The 16,118-nt window shown below is 62.0% G+C and carries 14 protein-coding genes and 1 pseudogene; 7 read left to right on the forward strand and 8 right to left on the reverse strand.

What is annotated here, in order from left to right; genetic code table 11:
• The 4 genes and pseudogenes from A477_RS22665 to tkt all read right to left on the reverse strand — a co-directional run.
• A pseudogene (locus tag A477_RS22665) lies at window positions 1–269 on the reverse strand (glucose-6-phosphate dehydrogenase); the annotation flags it as partial.
• Between the two features lie 15 nt (window positions 270–284).
• Window positions 285–1,925, reverse strand: coding sequence for a phosphoglucose isomerase-related protein (locus A477_RS0121305; RefSeq protein WP_017200877.1), 1,641 nt, complete (start codon window positions 1,923–1,925; stop codon window positions 285–287).
• 6 nt (window positions 1,926–1,931) lie between these two features.
• The gene (gene tal, locus A477_RS0121310; RefSeq protein WP_017200878.1) at window positions 1,932–3,050 is read right to left on the reverse strand and encodes a transaldolase; all 1,119 of its coding nucleotides are present in this window, start codon (window positions 3,048–3,050) and stop codon (window positions 1,932–1,934) included.
• 30 nt (window positions 3,051–3,080) lie between these two features.
• On the reverse strand, window positions 3,081–5,207 hold the full coding sequence (tkt, locus tag A477_RS0121315) for a transketolase (protein ID WP_502685509.1): 2,127 nt from the start codon (window positions 5,205–5,207) through the stop codon (window positions 3,081–3,083).
• A gap of 416 nt (window positions 5,208–5,623) precedes the next feature.
• Here tkt and A477_RS0121320 point away from each other — a divergent pair, with 416 nt between their 5' ends.
• Window positions 5,624–6,586, forward strand: a complete 963-nt coding sequence (locus A477_RS0121320; RefSeq protein WP_017200880.1) for a heme o synthase — start codon at window positions 5,624–5,626, stop codon at window positions 6,584–6,586.
• 533 nt (window positions 6,587–7,119) lie between these two features.
• On the opposite strand, the gene A477_RS0121330 is transcribed toward A477_RS0121320, so the two are convergent.
• The 3 genes from A477_RS0121330 to A477_RS0121340 are packed head-to-tail and all read right to left on the reverse strand — an operon-like array spanning window position 7,120 to window position 9,839.
• Window positions 7,120–8,064, reverse strand: a complete 945-nt coding sequence (locus A477_RS0121330) for a COX15/CtaA family protein (protein WP_017200882.1) — start codon at window positions 8,062–8,064, stop codon at window positions 7,120–7,122.
• Between the two features lie 48 nt (window positions 8,065–8,112).
• Window positions 8,113–8,877, reverse strand: a complete 765-nt coding sequence (locus tag A477_RS0121335; protein WP_017200883.1) for an ABC transporter permease — start codon at window positions 8,875–8,877, stop codon at window positions 8,113–8,115.
• Entirely contained in the window at window positions 8,874–9,839 is a 966-nt protein-coding gene (locus A477_RS0121340) for an ABC transporter ATP-binding protein (protein ID WP_017200884.1), read from the reverse strand. The genes A477_RS0121335 and A477_RS0121340 overlap by 4 nt, the downstream gene beginning before the upstream one ends.
• 109 nt (window positions 9,840–9,948) lie before the next feature.
• Here A477_RS0121340 and A477_RS0121345 point away from each other — a divergent pair, with 109 nt between their 5' ends.
• The 6 genes from A477_RS0121345 to A477_RS0121370 are packed head-to-tail and all read left to right on the forward strand — an operon-like array spanning window position 9,949 to window position 15,102.
• Window positions 9,949–10,770 (forward strand): helix-turn-helix domain-containing protein, encoded by an 822-nt coding sequence (locus A477_RS0121345; protein WP_020372866.1) that lies wholly within the window; start codon window positions 9,949–9,951, stop codon window positions 10,768–10,770.
• Window positions 10,770–12,233 carry a Fe-S cluster assembly protein SufB gene (gene sufB, locus A477_RS0121350; RefSeq protein WP_011774792.1) on the forward strand — a complete coding sequence of 488 codons (1,464 nt, stop codon included), beginning with the start codon at window positions 10,770–10,772 and terminating at the stop codon, window positions 12,231–12,233. The genes A477_RS0121345 and sufB overlap by 1 nt, the downstream gene beginning before the upstream one ends.
• A 2-nt stretch (window positions 12,234–12,235) precedes the next feature.
• Window positions 12,236–13,549: a Fe-S cluster assembly protein SufD gene (gene sufD, locus A477_RS0121355; RefSeq protein ID WP_017200886.1), complete on the forward strand. Its 1,314-nt coding sequence runs from the start codon at window positions 12,236–12,238 to the stop codon at window positions 13,547–13,549.
• A gap of 21 nt (window positions 13,550–13,570) precedes the next feature.
• A complete protein-coding gene (locus tag A477_RS0121360; RefSeq protein WP_017200887.1) occupies window positions 13,571–13,927 on the forward strand; it encodes a non-heme iron oxygenase ferredoxin subunit in 357 nt (118 codons plus the stop codon).
• Window positions 13,928–13,970: 43 nt separating this feature from the next.
• Window positions 13,971–14,756 (forward strand): Fe-S cluster assembly ATPase SufC, encoded by a 786-nt coding sequence (sufC, locus tag A477_RS0121365; RefSeq protein WP_011774795.1) that lies wholly within the window; start codon window positions 13,971–13,973, stop codon window positions 14,754–14,756.
• A 13-nt stretch (window positions 14,757–14,769) separates the two neighbouring features.
• On the forward strand, window positions 14,770–15,102 hold the full coding sequence (locus A477_RS0121370) for a metal-sulfur cluster assembly factor (RefSeq protein ID WP_011774796.1): 333 nt from the start codon (window positions 14,770–14,772) through the stop codon (window positions 15,100–15,102).
• Window positions 15,103–15,208: 106 nt separating this feature from the next.
• Here the strand turns inward: A477_RS0121370 and ypfJ are convergent, their stop codons facing one another.
• Window positions 15,209–16,111 (reverse strand): KPN_02809 family neutral zinc metallopeptidase, encoded by a 903-nt coding sequence (gene ypfJ / locus A477_RS0121375; RefSeq protein ID WP_017200888.1) that lies wholly within the window; start codon window positions 16,109–16,111, stop codon window positions 15,209–15,211.
• Between the last annotated feature and the right edge of the window lie 7 nt (window positions 16,112–16,118).

The following is a 16,118-nucleotide window of genomic DNA, read 5'->3' on the forward strand; positions in this document are numbered from 1 at the left end:
GCCTTGACGTTTTCCTTGACCTCAGCCGCGAAATCCGCGTTATCCCACTCACGCCGGCCAAAACCCACCAACGCGAAACTCGGCGGTAACAACCCACGATTAGCCAAGTCATAAACCGCCGGCATGAGCTTCTTACGGGCAAGATCACCAGTGACTCCGAAGAACACCAACGACGACGGCCCGGCAATACGATTCAGGCGCCGATCCCGCGGATCCCGCAAAGGATTCCGGAGACCGGCGTTCTTCCTGCCGTTTTCAGTTTCTGGCATGTTTGGTTCTGTGCCTTAGCTTTCGAGTGCGCTGGCTTGGTTGGCCAACGCAGCGACGACTTCCTGGAGTTGGGCTACGCCCGCAGCGCGCTCAGTGAGGTGCAGGCGCAATACGGGGCGGCCATGGCCTTCCAGGACCTGGGCGTCGCCCGAGGCCTGGGCAGCAATGAGCTGACCGAAAGTGAAGGGCCGCTCCGGGATTTCAAGATCAGTGGAGGATGCTGCAGTGACCTGCAGGAACACTCCGATGGCCGGTCCACCCTTGTGGAACTGGCCAGTGGAGTGCAGGAACCGCGGCCCCCAACCGAACGTCACCGGACGCCCGCTGACGGCGGCGAGTTCATCTCGGATGTCTTCAAGCGGTGCATGGGAAATGCGGTCAAGATAGGCCTGAACGCTCAAGTAGCCATCTGTGCCGAGCTGGCCAAGGAGCGCCTGGACGGCTTCGGAAACAGTGGAGGCAGAGCCAAGCCAGTCGGCGCCGCGAACTTCCACAGCGCCATCGGTGAAGGCTGCCGGTGTGGGTTCAGGGCGGGCGTCCAACAAACCACGCGCAGCCACCTTGGCGGCCTCGACGTCGGGCTGGTCAAACGGGTTGATGCCCAGCAGGCGACCCGCCACGGCGGTGGCAAACTCCCACACAAACATCTGTGAAGCCAGGCCACCGGCAATGGCAACCTCGTTTTCACGAAGTTCCACGTCCGCATCGGCGTCCACCAGCCGGACCACAAGGATGTCCTCGGCACCGTTCAGGGCTTCCGGGGAATCCGGGCCGGCTACGACCGGCAGCACGCCGGTGCCCAGCTTGCCTGTGGATTCAGCGATGAGCTGTTCGGCCCAGTCGGCGAAACCGACTATGCCTGAACCATCCTCGGCGATGACCACCTTGTTGCGCAGCGGGGTAGTACCACCGAGGGCGATACCGAGCGCAAGTCCGATGTTGTCAGTTGAGTCCTCGTTGAGGATCTCAGCAGCCTCTTCTGCTTCGTCCAGGAACGCCTGGATGTCCACGCCGGCCAGTCCGCAAGGCACCAAGCCAAATGCGGTCAGCGCCGAGAAACGGCCGCCGACGTTGGGGTCGGCGTTGAAAACTGCACGGTAGCCGGCCTCGCGGGAAGACTTATCCAGGGGAGAACCCGGGTCAGTGACAATGATGATCCTGCTCTTGGCGTCGATACCGGCATCATTGAATGCCTTCTCGAACACGCGGCGCTGGGAGTCGGTTTCCACGGTGGATCCGGACTTGGAGGAAACGACGATGGCGGTTTCCGCCAAGCGGTCCGCCAAGGCAGCACTGACCTGTTCCGGATCGGTGCTGTCCAAAACAGTCAGCTCGACGCCGGCAGTGCCGGCAGTGCCGGCAATGACCTCGGGAGCCAACGAAGACCCACCCATGCCGCACAGGACAATACGTGAGACGCCGTCGGCGCGGAGGGCATCGCGAAGTTCCAGAATGCCCTCAACCAAAGGTTGGGACACGGTGGCAGCCTCTACCCAGCCGAGACGAATCGCCGACTCAGACTCCGCTTCAGGACCCCACAGAGTGTGGTCTTTCGCGAATATCCGGGTTGCGATCTTTTCCTCGACCAGGCTGTCAATGTGCTGGGCGATGGCCTCTTGGGCAGCACCGCTGGCGTCGTAGCTGATTGTGCTCATGATGGGTTAGGAAGCCTTCCGTGCGGTGACGAGTGCGCCTTCGACGTCGGCGAGGAGTTCCTTCCAGGAGCCCACGAACTTCTCGAGGCCTTCGGTCTCGAGGAGCGTGACGACGTCGTTGTAGGAGACGCCGAGGGCTTCGAGGGCGTTGAGGGTCTCGTTCGCTTCGTCGTAGGTGCCGGTGATGGTGTCACCGGTGACTACGCCGTGGTCGAACGTGGCGTCGAGGGTCTTCTCCGGCATGGTGTTGACCACGCCTGCTGCGACGAGTTCGGTCACGTAGAGGGTGTCCGGGTAGGCCGGGTCCTTCACGCCAGTGGAGGCCCACAGGGGTCGCTGGGGGAGCGCGCCGGCTTCGGCCAGCACTGCCCAGCGCTCGGTGGAGAAGAGCTCTTCATAGACCTGGTAAGCAAGGCGTGCGTTCGCAACACCGGCTTTGCCCTTGAGTGCCTTGGCTTCATCGGTGCCGATGGCGTCAAGGCGCTTGTCGATCTCAGAGTCCACGCGGGAGACGAAGAACGACGCCACGGAGTGGATCTTGGAAAGGTCGTGGCCGTTGTCCTTGGCCTGCTCAAGACCGGACTGGAAAGCGTTGATGACCGCGCGGTAGCGCTCCAGGGAGAAGATCAGGGTCACGTTGACGCTGATGCCCTCGGCCAGGGTTGCCGTGATGGCTTCGAGGCCTTCAAGGGTAGCCGGGATCTTGATGTGGACGTTGTCCTTGTTGACCTTGGCGTAGAGGTGCTTGGCCTCGGCGATGGTTCCTGCGGTATCCCAGGCAAGGCGGGGGTCAACCTCGATGGAGACGCGGCCATCCACACCGTTGGTGGCGGCGGCGATCGGCGCGAAGAGATCGCAGGCGTCAGCGACGTCCGTGGTGGTGATTTCGAAGATCGTTTCTTCGACGCTGGCACCGGCCGCGGCCTGCGCCGCGATGGTGGCGTCGTAATCCGTGCCGGCAGTGATGGCGGCGTGGAAGATCGACGGGTTGGTGGTCACACCAACGACGTTCTTTTCGTCGATGAGCTTCTGCAGGGTGCCCGTCTCCAAGCGGTTGCGGGAAAGGTCATCAAGCCAGATCGAAACGCCGGCGTCGGAAAGCTGCTGCGTGGGAGTTGTAGACATGTGTTTTCTCCTGTGAGAGGGAACAGACTGTTATGCGTTGGAGTCTGCGAGGGAGTCTTTTGCTGCGGCGGCAACGGCTTCGGCAGTGATGCCGAATTCGTTGAAGAGCCGCTTGTAGTCAGCCGATGCGCCGAAGTGCTCCAAGGAGATGGAACGGCCGGCGTCGCCGACGAATTCGCGCCAGCCCAGTGCCAGGCCGGCTTCAACCGAAACACGGGCCTTGACGGCGGCCGGGAGCACGGACTCGCGGTAAGCCTCGTCCTGCTTGTTGAACCATTCAACGCAGGGCATGGACACAACACGGGTGGCGATGCCTTCAGCCTGGAGGGCTTCGCGGGCCTGCACGGCGAGCTGGACTTCAGAGCCGGTGCCGATCAGGATGACCTGCGCGTCAACGGTCTCGCCGTCCTTGGAGGCTTCGGCCAGGACGTAGCCGCCCTTGGCAACCCCTGCGGTGGAGGCGAACGTGTCGCCGCTTGCTTCACCTTCGCCGCGGGCGTAGGTAGGGATGTTCTGGCGGGTCAGGACAATGCCGGCCGGGTTCTCGTGGTTCTCCAGCATGGCCTTCCAAGCTGCCGAGACCTCGTTCGCGTCGCCGGGCCGGACGACGTCCAGGCCCGGGATGGCGCGCAGGGAGGCGAGCTGCTCCACCGGCTGGTGGGTGGGGCCGTCTTCGCCCAGGCCGATGGAGTCGTGCGTCCATACGTACAGGGATGGCACACCCATCAGCGCGCCGAGGCGGATGGCCGGGCGCTGATAGTCACTGAAGATCAGGAACGTGCCGGAGAACGCACGGGTGCGGCCGTGGAGCGAGATGCCGTTCACGATGGATGCGGCGGCGTGCTCACGGATGCCGAAGTGCAGGACACGGCCGTACGGGTTGCCCTTCCAGGCGTCCGTGGAGCGCGAGGTCGGAATGAACGACGGCGAGCCTTCGATGGTGGTGTTGTTGGACTCGGCGAGGTCGGCCGAACCGCCCCACAGCTCGGGAAGAACCGGTCCGATGGCGTTCAGGACCTTGCCCGAAGCCGCACGGGTGGAAACGTCCTTGCCGGCTTCGAACACGGGAAGCGCGGAGTCAATCTCAGCCGGGAGCTTCTTCGCTTCGACGCGTTCCAGCAGGGCGGCGGCGTCCGGGTTGGCGGACTGCCATGCCTCGAAAGAGGTCTGCCATGCTGCGCGGGACTCGGCGCCGCGGTCCAGGACCTTGCGGGCGTGGGCCAGGACTTCTTCGTCAACGTCGAAGGACTTGGCCGGATCGAAACCGAGTACGGTCTTCAGTGCTGCGACTTCCTCGGCGCCCAATGCGGAGCCGTGGATCTTTCCGGTGTTCTGCTTCTTCGGGGCAGGGTAGCCGATGATGGTGCGCAGCGAGATGATGGACGGCTTGTTCGTCTCAGCCTTCGCGGCGAGCAGTGCCGCGTAGAGTTCCTGGACGTCTTCGACGTAGTCGCCGGTCTTGGTCCAGTCGACGCGCTGGGTGTGCCAGCCATAGGCTTCGTAGCGCTTGAGGACGTCTTCGGTGAAAGCGATGTCGGTGTCGTCTTCGATGGAGATGTGGTTCTCGTCGTAGATCACTACGAGGTTGCCCAGTTCCTGGTGCCCGGCGAGCGAGGAAGCCTCGGAGGTCACGCCTTCCTGCAGGTCGCCGTCGGAAGCGATAACCCAGATGGTGTGGTCGAACGGCGATTCGCCGGCGGGAGCATCGGCGTCGAACAACCCACGTTGGCGACGCTGGGAGTAAGCGAAACCAACAGCCGAGGCCAAGCCCTGGCCCAGCGGGCCGGTGGTGATTTCCACACCAGCGGTGTGCTTGTACTCGGGGTGGCCCGGGGTCAGTGAACCCCAAGTACGCAGCGCCTCAAGGTCCTTTAGTTCCAGGCCGTAACCGGAGAGGAACAACTGGATGTAAAGGGTCAACGACGTGTGACCGGGGGACAGGACGAAGCGGTCGCGGCCGATCCAGTCCGGGTTCTTCGGGTCATGACGCATCAGCTTCTGGAACAGCAGGTACGCTGCCGGAGCCAAGCTCATAGCCGTACCGGGGTGGCCATTGCCGACCTTCTCCACGGCGTCAGCGGCCAACACGCGAACGGTGTCAACAGCCTTCTTGTCCAGATCGGTCCATGACAGTTCTTGCTCTTCCAAATGTGGCACGAAAACCGAGCCCCTCTCTGTGCTGACGGCAGGCGTATGGACACGGCACGCAGGAAGCACAGGATGGCGCCCGCTGCAATGTGTCTACCAGCCGTTCACCATTGAAACGTTGATCTCTCATCCAGACGCACGGATATCCAAGAATACGGTTTCCCGGATCGTCAACGTGTGCTGATCTGCTCAACAGCTTAGCCCTAAACGTGTCATGGAACTCAGGGAATCCCACTAACTGGACAGAATTTCCCTTATATGAATCACGATGGCCCGGCGGAAGAGTGAAGATTTGGAAACATTGGCGTATTTTGCGGACATCGGGCCTCTTTCCGCCACGGTATGATATTTGGAGGCCAGCAGCGGTTCATGCGCCCGGTTTGAGGGACGGCAGCCGCTGCGAGAACCCCAGAGCATAGAACAGAGTGACTGCCGCCGTGAGCACAACTGATACGCCCCTTAACGCGTCCCCGGCCCGGGGAAGCATCGGAATGTCCCGTAAGTTCAAGGCGTATCTGGCTCTGACGAAGCCCCGTGTCATTGAGTTGCTCCTGGTCAGCACGCTTCCCACCATGATCTTTGCACAGCGCGGATTCCCGTCCATCGGCTTGATCCTCGCCACCCTCGTTGGTGGCGCATTCGCTGCGGGCAGCGCCGGCGTCTTCAACTGCTACATCGACCGCGACATCGACAAACTGATGCACCGCACGGAGAAACGTCCGCTGGTGACCGGTGAAGTGACTCCCCGCGAAGCACTGGTCTTCGCCTGGATCCTGGGCGCTGCCTCCATCGCAATCCTGTGGTTCGGCGCCAACCCGCTGTCTGCTTGGTTGGGCCTCGGTGCGATCGTCTTCTACGTGGTGATCTACACCATGATCCTCAAGCGCCGCACTGCCCAGAACATCGTCTGGGGCGGCGCTGCCGGATGCTTCCCGGTGCTCATCGCCTGGGCAGCTGTTACCAACACTGTCGAATGGCCCGCCATCGTGCTCTTCATGGTGATTTTCCTCTGGACGCCTCCTCACTACTGGCCGCTGTCCATGCGTTACGGCGAGGACTACCGCAACGCCAAGGTGCCGATGCTCGGCGCCATTGCCGGCGCGAAGGTGGTCTCCGTGCAGGTAGTTCTTTACGCCTGGGCCATGGTTGCCTGCTCACTGCTGATGATCCCGGTGGGCGGGGCCGGATGGGTCTACACGATCGTGGCTGTTGCTGCCGGAGCCTGGTTCCTCTACGAGAGCCACGCATTGTACAAGCGTGCACAGGGTGGCGACGTTTCCAACAAGGGTGCCATGAAGGTGTTCCACGGCTCCATCAGCTACCTGACGTTGCTCTTCATCGCGTTGGCCGTTGATCCCTTCATCGGCTCAGCGATCGTGGGCGGCTAGCCCACCAACGCTCTCTCACGTCCCCCGGGGTTGAGGCCAGCGCTCTCTCACGTCCCCCGGGGTTGAGGCCAGCGCTCTCTCACGTCCCCCGGGGTTGAGGCCAGCGCTCTCCCACATCACGATTCGAAAGATGCAACCAGTCGAGCCAGCGGAGGAGACGCCTGCCCTTCCGGTAGCGCCTTGACTAGCAGGGGTGTATATGGGATCTTGTTCCCGCTGCGCCCCCGAAGAACCGCCGTGACCGCCGTTCCACTGACCGTTCCCGCAACGAGGGCTGGCGTTGCAGGAGCTCAAAGGACCCGAGCTCCCCTTGGTCCGCAATGACGTTGAGCACGGCGTTAACGCCAAGGCATCGGATGAGTTCGTCTTCCAAATCGGCCCTAAGGGCTTGGAAGCCTAGGTCTTCCAGCGGGCCTGTCCTATGCCGGCCCATAGCGGTCGACGAAGTGCACGATGCTTGATGCGCCATTCTGTATCCGGCCTTGGTGGCTTCGCGCTCCAAACCCGCGCAGCTCAACCGGGCATGGAACGAGCTAGTTGGCGGGGCTGTGCTTCGCTAAGTCGGCAGCGTTGGTGGCCGCGCTCATCAGCACGGCGGCGCCGAACATATGTGCACCCACCAGGAGGGCAGGGATTCCGTTGTAGTACTGGGTGAAGCCGATGACAGCCTGCAGCAGTGTGACACCCAGCAGAAGATACGACGCCGAACGGAACGGACCGCCGATCTTGTGCCGGATCACCAGGTACACCGCGAAGAGCGTTCCGGCGGTGATGAGGTACGCAGGGACCGCGTGGATGTGCGAGAAGAGGTCCCAGTCGAGGTCGTTGCGGGGAGCGTCAGCGTCTCCGGCGTGGGGCCCGGCTCCGGTAACGACGACCCCCAGCATCACAGAGAGCGCGGAGAAAAGCGCGACAGCAAGCATCACGGGGCGAGCAAGAGCGGGGAGGGCCGGCAAGGTGCGGTTCATGAAGCGCCCGGCCCGCCCGTAAGCGCGGTTGACCAGCAGAGTGGCAAAGACCACCAACGCCATGGACACCAGGAAGTGCAGGCCCACAACCCAGGGGTTGAGGCCCGATAGTACGGTGATTCCACCGATCACTGCCTGTGCCGGGATGCTGGCAAGGAGTCCCAAGGCAAGCATGAAGAGGTCGCGACGTTCCTTGCGGAGGTTCCACAAGTACACCAACATCATGGCCGCCACTGCGGCGAGGGCGAAGGTGAGCAGGCGGTTGCCGAACTCAATGAACCCGTGAATGCCCATTTCCGGTGTGTTAACCAACGAATCGCTGGTGCAGCGCGGCCACGTCGGGCAGCCCAGGCCGGAGGCCGTGAGTCGTACCGCACCACCGGTCACCACCAGAACGGTCTGCCCAATGAGCGACAACAATGCAAGGCGGCGCACGGCCTTGTTGACCTCGGTTGGCAACTTGGAGGTCAATCGCTGGACGGTTTTTGGTAGGCGCGATGCCGTGCTCACAGGTTTCTCACTTCTCAGTTCTGCGTTGGTGGTTGATGCCTGGTCGGGTTAGTTCCACTTGAACCATCGGACGGCCGCGGCGCCGGCCAGTATGGTCCATAGCAGGAGGACTACTACTGCGGGGAAGGGAACAGCGCCCAACAGGAAGGCATCCCGAAGTGCTTGGCCCAAGGCCCCGGAAGGTAGGACCTGAACGATCCCTTGAAGCAACGGCGGCAATCGTTCGGCGGGCACCACAATGCCGCCTAGTGCCCCAAGGAGGATCCACAGCAGGTTGGTAATCGCAAGGGTAGCTTCCGGCCGCACCGTGCCCGCCACAAGCAAGCCCAATGCGGTGAAGGCGGCAGCGCCGAGAACCAGAACCCCCACGGCTGGAAGCCAAGCTTCCAGCCGTGGTTGCCATCCCAGCAGGCCCGCAACTGCACCCACCACCAGCACCTGAAGGAACAGAACAACCAGCACGGCGAGAATCTTGCCCGCGATGAGTCCGCCCCGGCCAAGGGGAGTGGTGGACAGGAAGCGGAGAACTCCGTATCGGCGATCAAAACCCGTCGCGATGCCCTGGCCGGTGAAAGCCGTGGACATGGCGCACAGCGCCAGGATCCCGGGCGTGGCAACGTCTACGCGGGACCCGCCGAGGCCGTCGAGCAGTGGGGTAACAACCAAACCCACAAGGGCCATCAGGGGCAGGACGACAGCGAGGATGAGTTGCTCACCGTTGCGCAGCATGGTGATGGTTTCGTAGCGGCCCTGCTGCATGATCCGGCGAGGCAGGGATGCTGGTCCGGCGTTGGGAGAGAGAAGCTTGCTCATCGGAGGTCCCTTCCGGAGATGTCCAGGAACACGTCTTCCAGGCTACGCGCTTCCAGTCGCAGCGAAGCGGGCATGATGTTCCGTTCAGCCCACCACGCAGTCAATGATGCAAGGTCTTTCGGCGTGATGGCACCGGTGATTGAGTAACTCCCCGAGCGGGTCTCCGTTATCTGAAGGCCGCCACTGACAGCGCCGGTGAAATCCAATCCTCCAGGGGCATCGAAGTAGAGCGTCCGATCCGTGATGGCAGAATCTGCGGCATGATCGTGCCGGAGTAGCTCGGCGACCGTTCCCTCCACCACGTTGTGACCGCCGTCGATGATGTACACGTAGTCCGCAAGGCGCTCCGCGTCATCCATCAGGTGCGTTGTCAGCACTATGCCCATCCCGGCGTCCCTCAGCTCGGCGATGAGCTCAAAAACCATTTGCCGCGACTGCGGATCCAGACCGGCGCTGGGTTCGTCGAGGAACAGGATTTCGGGATTGCCGATAAGAGCGGCCGCCAGTGCCAGCCGCTGCTTCTGCCCCCCGGAAAGGCGGCGCACGCTTGTCCTGCTGAACTGGTTGATTCCCAGCCGTTCCACCAGCGCATCAACGTTCATGGGCTTTTGGTACATGCCGGCGACGTGCCGCAACAGAGGGATGGGACGGGCCGACGGCGGAAGGCCGCCGTCCTGGAGCATCACACCTACGCGGGACCTCAGGTCGGCACCTGCAGTGTCAGGGTCCGCTCCCAGCAGGGAAATGCTTCCGCCCGTTCGCTTCTGCAAGCCTTGGGCGCACTCCAGGGTGGTGGTTTTGCCAGCGCCGTTTGCACCCAGCAGGGCGGTTACTTGGCCGCGTTCGGCCACGAGGGACAGGCCACTGACCACCCTGAGCATTTTGCCGTCAAGGGAGGCGAGGGGGCCTACATCCTTGATGAGTCCATTTATAGTGAGGACAGGGGAATCGGGGGATCGCACCAGAGTATTCTACGGGAAGTAGTACGGTCACACTTGGCCGCTGGCTAAGGTCAGTCTTGCCTTACTGGATGCATGAAACAAATTACGACATGATTGTGTTGTGTATTCCATGAGCAGTCAAACGTCCATGCCCTCAAGGCGGCATGCCGCAGCGGCAGAGGCTTTCGGCGCCTCGCCTGTGCTGCCGGACGCGGATGACCGTACACGGGACCGCGTCTTGAGCGCTGTACTGGAGAACGGTCCGGTAAGTGCCGCGGAACTTGGCGACCTTCTGGGATTCACGCCGGCTGCAGTTCGTCGGCACCTTGACCATCTGGAACGCAGCGGCGTTATCGAGGTTAAACGAGTGGCCAAAGCTGGGTCCGGTGCAGGCCGCCCGGCACGCCGTTACGTCCTCAGCTCACAGGGGCAGTCCAAGCTCGGCGACGATTACTTGAATATAGCCAGCTCCGCGCTCAGGCGCCTCCAGGAACTTGCCGGCGAGGATGCAGTCCGGGAGTATGCGGAAGAACGCTTCTCGGACATGGAACGCCGCTACGCCCCCGAAGTGGAAGCCGCCGGTGACGACATCACGGCCCGCGCCATGGCACTGTCAAAGGCCCTCAGTCGTGATGGTTTTGTTGCCTCAGCCCACTCCATAGAAGCCAAGGCACCTTTGCCGGCAGCGTTGTCCAGTGTCCAGCTCTGCCAAGGTCACTGCCCGATCCAGCGGCTCGCCGCAGAGTTTCCCGTGTTTTGCGACACGGAGACCAAAGTCTTCTCGCGCTTGGTGGGTGTCGATGTCCGGCGCCTCTCCACGCTAGCGCAGGGCGGACACGTCTGCACCACCCACATACCTACCGGGCGTCCGGCTGCCACGGCATCCCCAGATGTCGCAGAGCAGCCCGGGAATCCGTACCAGGAATCAAACAACCAGCAAGAAAGGCCGTGATGACGGACCAAATAGCAGAGAAAGCGGTAGCTGACGGCACTGTGATCTCGGAGATTCTGGAGAAGAATCCCGAACTGCACGGTATCGGAAACTACGAGTACGGCTGGGCCGACAAGAACGACGTAGGCGCCAACGCCCGTCGTGGCCTCAACGAGGAGGTCGTCCGCGACATTTCCTCGAAGAAGAACGAGCCCGAATGGATGCTCGATCTGCGGCTCAAGGGCCTTAAGTACTTCGACCGCAAGCCCATGCCTACCTGGGGTGCAGACCTCTCCGGCATCGACTTCGACAACATCAAATACTTCGTGCGCTCCACTGAGAAGCAGGCGGCAACGTGGGAAGACCTTCCGGAAGACATCCGGAACACCTACGAAAAGCTGGGCATTCCGGAAGCTGAGCGCAGCCGCTTGGTCTCGGGCGTCGCAGCCCAGTACGAGTCCGAGGTTGTGTACCACCAGATCCGCGAGGACCTGGAAGCCCAGGGCGTCATCTTCCTTGACACTGACACCGCGCTGCGGGAACACCCGGAGATCTTCCAGGAGTACTTCGGCACCATCATCCCTGTGGGCGACAACAAGTTCGCGTCGCTGAACACGGCCGTATGGTCCGGCGGATCGTTCGTGTACGTGCCCAAGGGCGTGCACGTGGACATCCCCCTGCAGGCATACTTCCGTATCAACACGGAAAACATGGGCCAGTTCGAGCGCACGCTGATCATCGCCGATGAGGACTCCTACGTTCACTACATCGAGGGCTGCACCGCTCCGATCTACACCTCGGACTCGCTGCACTCGGCCGTCGTGGAGATCATCGTGAAGAAGGGCGCACGCGTCCGCTACACGACCATCCAGAACTGGTCCACCAACGTGTACAACCTCGTGACCAAGCGCGCAATCTGCGAAGAGGGCGCCACCATGGAGTGGATCGATGGCAACATCGGTTCCAAGGTGACCATGAAGTACCCGGCCGTCTACCTTGTGGGCGAGCACGCCAAGGGCGAGACACTGTCCATCGCTTTCGCGGGCGAGGGCCAGCACCAGGACACCGGGTCCAAGATGGTGCACATCGCACCGAACACCAAGAGCTCCATCATTTCCAAGTCCGTGGCCCGCGGCGGCGGACGCGCTGCTTACCGCGGCCTGGTACAGGTCCGTGAAGGAGCCAAGCACTCGGCCAACACGGTTCGTTGTGATGCCCTCCTGGTGGACACCATCTCCCGTTCGGACACGTACCCGTACATTGACATCCGCGAGGATGACGTTGTCATGGGCCACGAGGCCACCGTTTCACGCGTCAGCGAAGAGCAGCTCTTCTATCTGATGTCCCGCGGCATGCCCGAAGATGAGGCCATGGCCATGATCGTGCGCGGCTTCATCGAGCCGATCGCGCGTGAATTGCCCATGGAATACGCTCTCGAGCTGAACCGCCTGATTGAACTGCAGATGGAAGGGTCCGTCGGTTAACAATGACTGATATCACTACTGAAAAGGCGCGCATCGGCGCGCCCTCGGCCCAGCCGTTTATCAACGGCTTCACCGAGGAAGGCGAGAACCTTTCGCCCGTCAACACCGGAACGAACACCAGCACGACGTCGGAGCAGCCTTCCGCTGGTCCGCTTGCGGGTGCTTCGGCCAAGAGCCACTCGCATGGCGGCGGCGTAGGGATTCCGGACAGCTCCCGTGCTGGTCGTCTCACGTCTTACAAGATGGCGGACTTCAAGCCGTTGAACGGCCTTGAGGAAGACTGGCGCTTCACGCCGCTGAAGCGCCTGCGTGGCCTTCACACCGAGGTCCTCAACGGCGTAGCTCCGGCTGTGAGCGTTACTGCACCGGCCGGCGTCGTCGTTGAAACCGTTGGCCGCGATGACAAGCGCATTGGCCAGGCGGCCATCCCGGAGGACCTCGTGTCCGCCAACGCCTGGGAGAACTTCGCCGAGGCCACTGTCGTCACCGTGCCCGCCGAGCTGCAGGCCGAAAGTGAAGTTTCCGTCCTGATTACCGGCGCTGGAGAGGCACCGTCTGCGCAGCACATCGTGATTGTGGCAGAACGCTTCTCCAAGGCCGTTGTAGTTCTGGACCACCAGGGTTCCGCGGTTGTGTCCGAGAACGTGGAAATCATCGTTGAAGATGGCGCTGAACTGACCGTTGTGTCCTTGCAGGAATGGGCAGATAACGCTGTCCACGCGTCATCGCAGCAGGCAAAGATCGGCCGCGATGCCAAGTTCAAGCACATCGTGGTCAGCCTTGGCGGTGACCTCGTACGCGTTACGCCGTCCACGCGCTTCACCGCGCCGGGTGCCGACGTCGAAATGTTCGGCCTGTACTTCGCGGACGCCGGACAGCACCTTGAGCAGCGACTCTTCGTTGACCACGCAGTGGCCAACTGCAAGTCACGCGTCCTGTACAAGGGTGCCCTTCAGGGCCGCAACGCCCACAGCGTGTGGGTGGGCGACGTCCTGATCCGCAAGGAAGCCGAAGGCACGGATACCTACGAGGCCAACCGTAACCTGGTCCTCACCGATGGCGCCCGCGCGGACTCAGTTCCCAACCTCGAAATCGAAACCGGTTTGATCGAAGGTGCAGGCCATGCCAGCGCCACCGGCCGTTTTGACGACGAGCACCTGTTCTACCTCATGGCCCGTGGCATCCCGGAAAAGGTTGCACGCCGCCTGGTGGTCCGAGGCTTCCTCAACGAGATCATCCAGCAGATCAAGGTTCCGGCAATCGAAGAGCGCCTGACCGCAGCTGTTGAGCGCGAACTCGCCGCGACCGACAACTAAGACAGGCCAGGCAGAGCAACAATGAGTGAAGAAACCAAGGGCGAACTGGTATGCAACGCCAATGACATCCAGGTCAAGCAAGCGCTGCGCGTCCTGATTGATGACTACCCCGTAGCCATTGTCAAGGACTCGATGGGCGACATCCACGCCATCGCCGATACCTGCTCGCACGCGGACATCTCGTTGTCCGAGGGTGAGGTTGAAGGCTGCGCGATTGAATGCTGGGGACATGGTTCCCAGTTCGACCTCCGCAGTGGACAGCCCCTCCAGCTGCCTGCTTACGACCCCGTCCCCGTTTTCGCTGTCACCATCGACGGAGACGACGTTTACGTGGACGTGACCAACGTTGTGAACGGCGCCTCGGTAGATCACTACTGAGCGCCCAGTACCGCCAGACTTACGAACGGAAAGAAAGAAGAGCATGTCAACTCTTGAAATCAAGGACCTGCACGTCAGCATCGAGACGGAGCAGGGCACCAAGGAGATCCTGAAGGGCGTCAGCCTCACCATCAAGACCGGTGAAACGCACGCCATCATGGGCCCCAACGGCTCGGGCAAGTCCACGCTTGCCTCCACCATCGCCGGCCACCCGCGCTACAACGTCACCAGCGGTACCATCACGCTGGACGGCGAAGACGTGCTGGAAATGAGCGTCGACGAGCGCGCCCGTGCAGGCGTCTTCCTCGCCATGCAGTACCCGGTAGAGGTTCCCGGCGTCACCATGACGAACTTCCTGCGGACCGCCAAAACCGCGATCGACGGCGAAGCCCCGGCTCTGCGCACGTGGACCAAGGACGTCAAGGCAGCCATGCAGCAGCTCCGCATCGACGCCGACTTCGCACAGCGCAACGTCAACGAAGGCTTCTCCGGTGGTGAGAAGAAGCGCGTTGAAATCCTTCAGCTCGAACTCTTCAAGCCGAAGTTCGCCATCCTCGACGAGACCGACTCCGGCTTGGACGTCGACGCTTTGAAGGTTGTGTCCGAGGGCGTCAACCGCGCGCATGAAGAGGGCAATATGGGCACCCTGCTCATCACCCACTACACCCGCATCCTGCGCTACATCAAGCCGGACTTCGTCCACGTGTTCGTTGACGGCAAGGTTGTTGAAGAGGGCGGACCCGAGCTCGCGGACCGTCTTGAAGAAGAGGGCTACGACCGCTACGCCCCAGGCGCCGGCGTTGCCGTTGCTCCTGCCGTGCAGGCCTAGTTAGGATCGTTCCATGACCGAAATCAACACGGCGCGAACCAGCCTCGAGGACGTCGAGGAAGCGCTCAAGGACGTCATTGACCCGGAACTCGGGGTTAACGTGGTGGATCTGGGCCTTCTTTACGGGCTCAAGTACTCCGACGAAGATGGCGCGCTCCTGATCGACATGACACTGACGACGGCGGCCTGCCCGCTGACGGACGTGCTTGAAGAGCAGGTGGGCAAGTCCCTCGACGGCGTAGTTGATGATTGGCGCCTGAACTGGGTATGGATGCCGCCATGGGGTCCCGAGCGGATCACCGACGACGGCAAGGACCAGATGCGGGCCCTCGGCTTCAACATCTGATCATCAGTTTTTCGCTTGCTTCGGCGGGCACAAGGAAGGGTTCCGGGCTTGCCGCCCGGAACCCTTCCTTTTTTATGTCGTCAATGCGCTCATGTCGCCACATGCACTACGGCGCAGCAACCCCAAACGTGTCGCACTTGTTGATATCGCCCGTGGTGTATCCCTGATAGAACCACTTCTGCCGCTGCTCACTGGACCCGTGGGTCCAAGATTCGGGAGACACCCGGCCGGTAGCCGCCTCCTGGATCCGGTCATCACCAACGGCGGAAGCGGCCGAGAGCGCATCCTGCAGGTCCTGCTGCGTCAGGGGATCAAGGAAAGGTTTCCCGCTGGCGTCCGTTTGGGTGGTGGCGTGCCGAACCCACAGTCCCGCATAGCAATCAGCCTGGAGTTCCACCCTGACGGCGCCGGACTGGGGACCTTGCGGGTCCTGCTGGGCCTGGTCAAGGTTGCCGAGAATGTTCTGGACATGGTGTCCAAATTCGTGGGCCACTACATACTCCTGCGCCAGGGGACCTCCCGACGAGCCGAAGCGGGTTACCAAGTCATCAAAGAACCCAGGATCAAAGTATGCTGTGGTGTCCGCAGGGCAGTAGAACGGACCCACGGCACTTGTGGCCGCACCGCAACCGGTGTTCGTGGCTTGGCTGAAAATCACGGTTTTGGGACGGGGATACTCCACGTTGTAGTCCGCCAAATAGTCGGGCCAGAAGGCATTGAGGCTGTTCACTGTCCCTGTGATCCGGCAGTCCAGGCGCTTGTCGGCATCGGCACCGGTCTGGCATTCCTGGACACCTCCGGCACCACCACCACTTTCGACGGCGGGTGGCTGGCTTCCGCTGCCTGTGAGGTCCCCGAGGATACTGGGATTGATACCGAAGAGAGCCAGAAGGAGCACCACAATTCCACCGCCGATGCCACCGCCGATCTTGGTGCCGCGGCCCATGCCGCCGCCACGTCTGTCTTCTACTTGCGAGGGGTCAAGCTGCGCGCCGTCATTGAAACTCATACAGTCA

Source organism: Arthrobacter sp. M2012083 (assembly GCF_000281065.1).
In the GTDB taxonomy this organism is placed as follows: domain Bacteria; phylum Actinomycetota; class Actinomycetes; order Actinomycetales; family Micrococcaceae; genus Arthrobacter.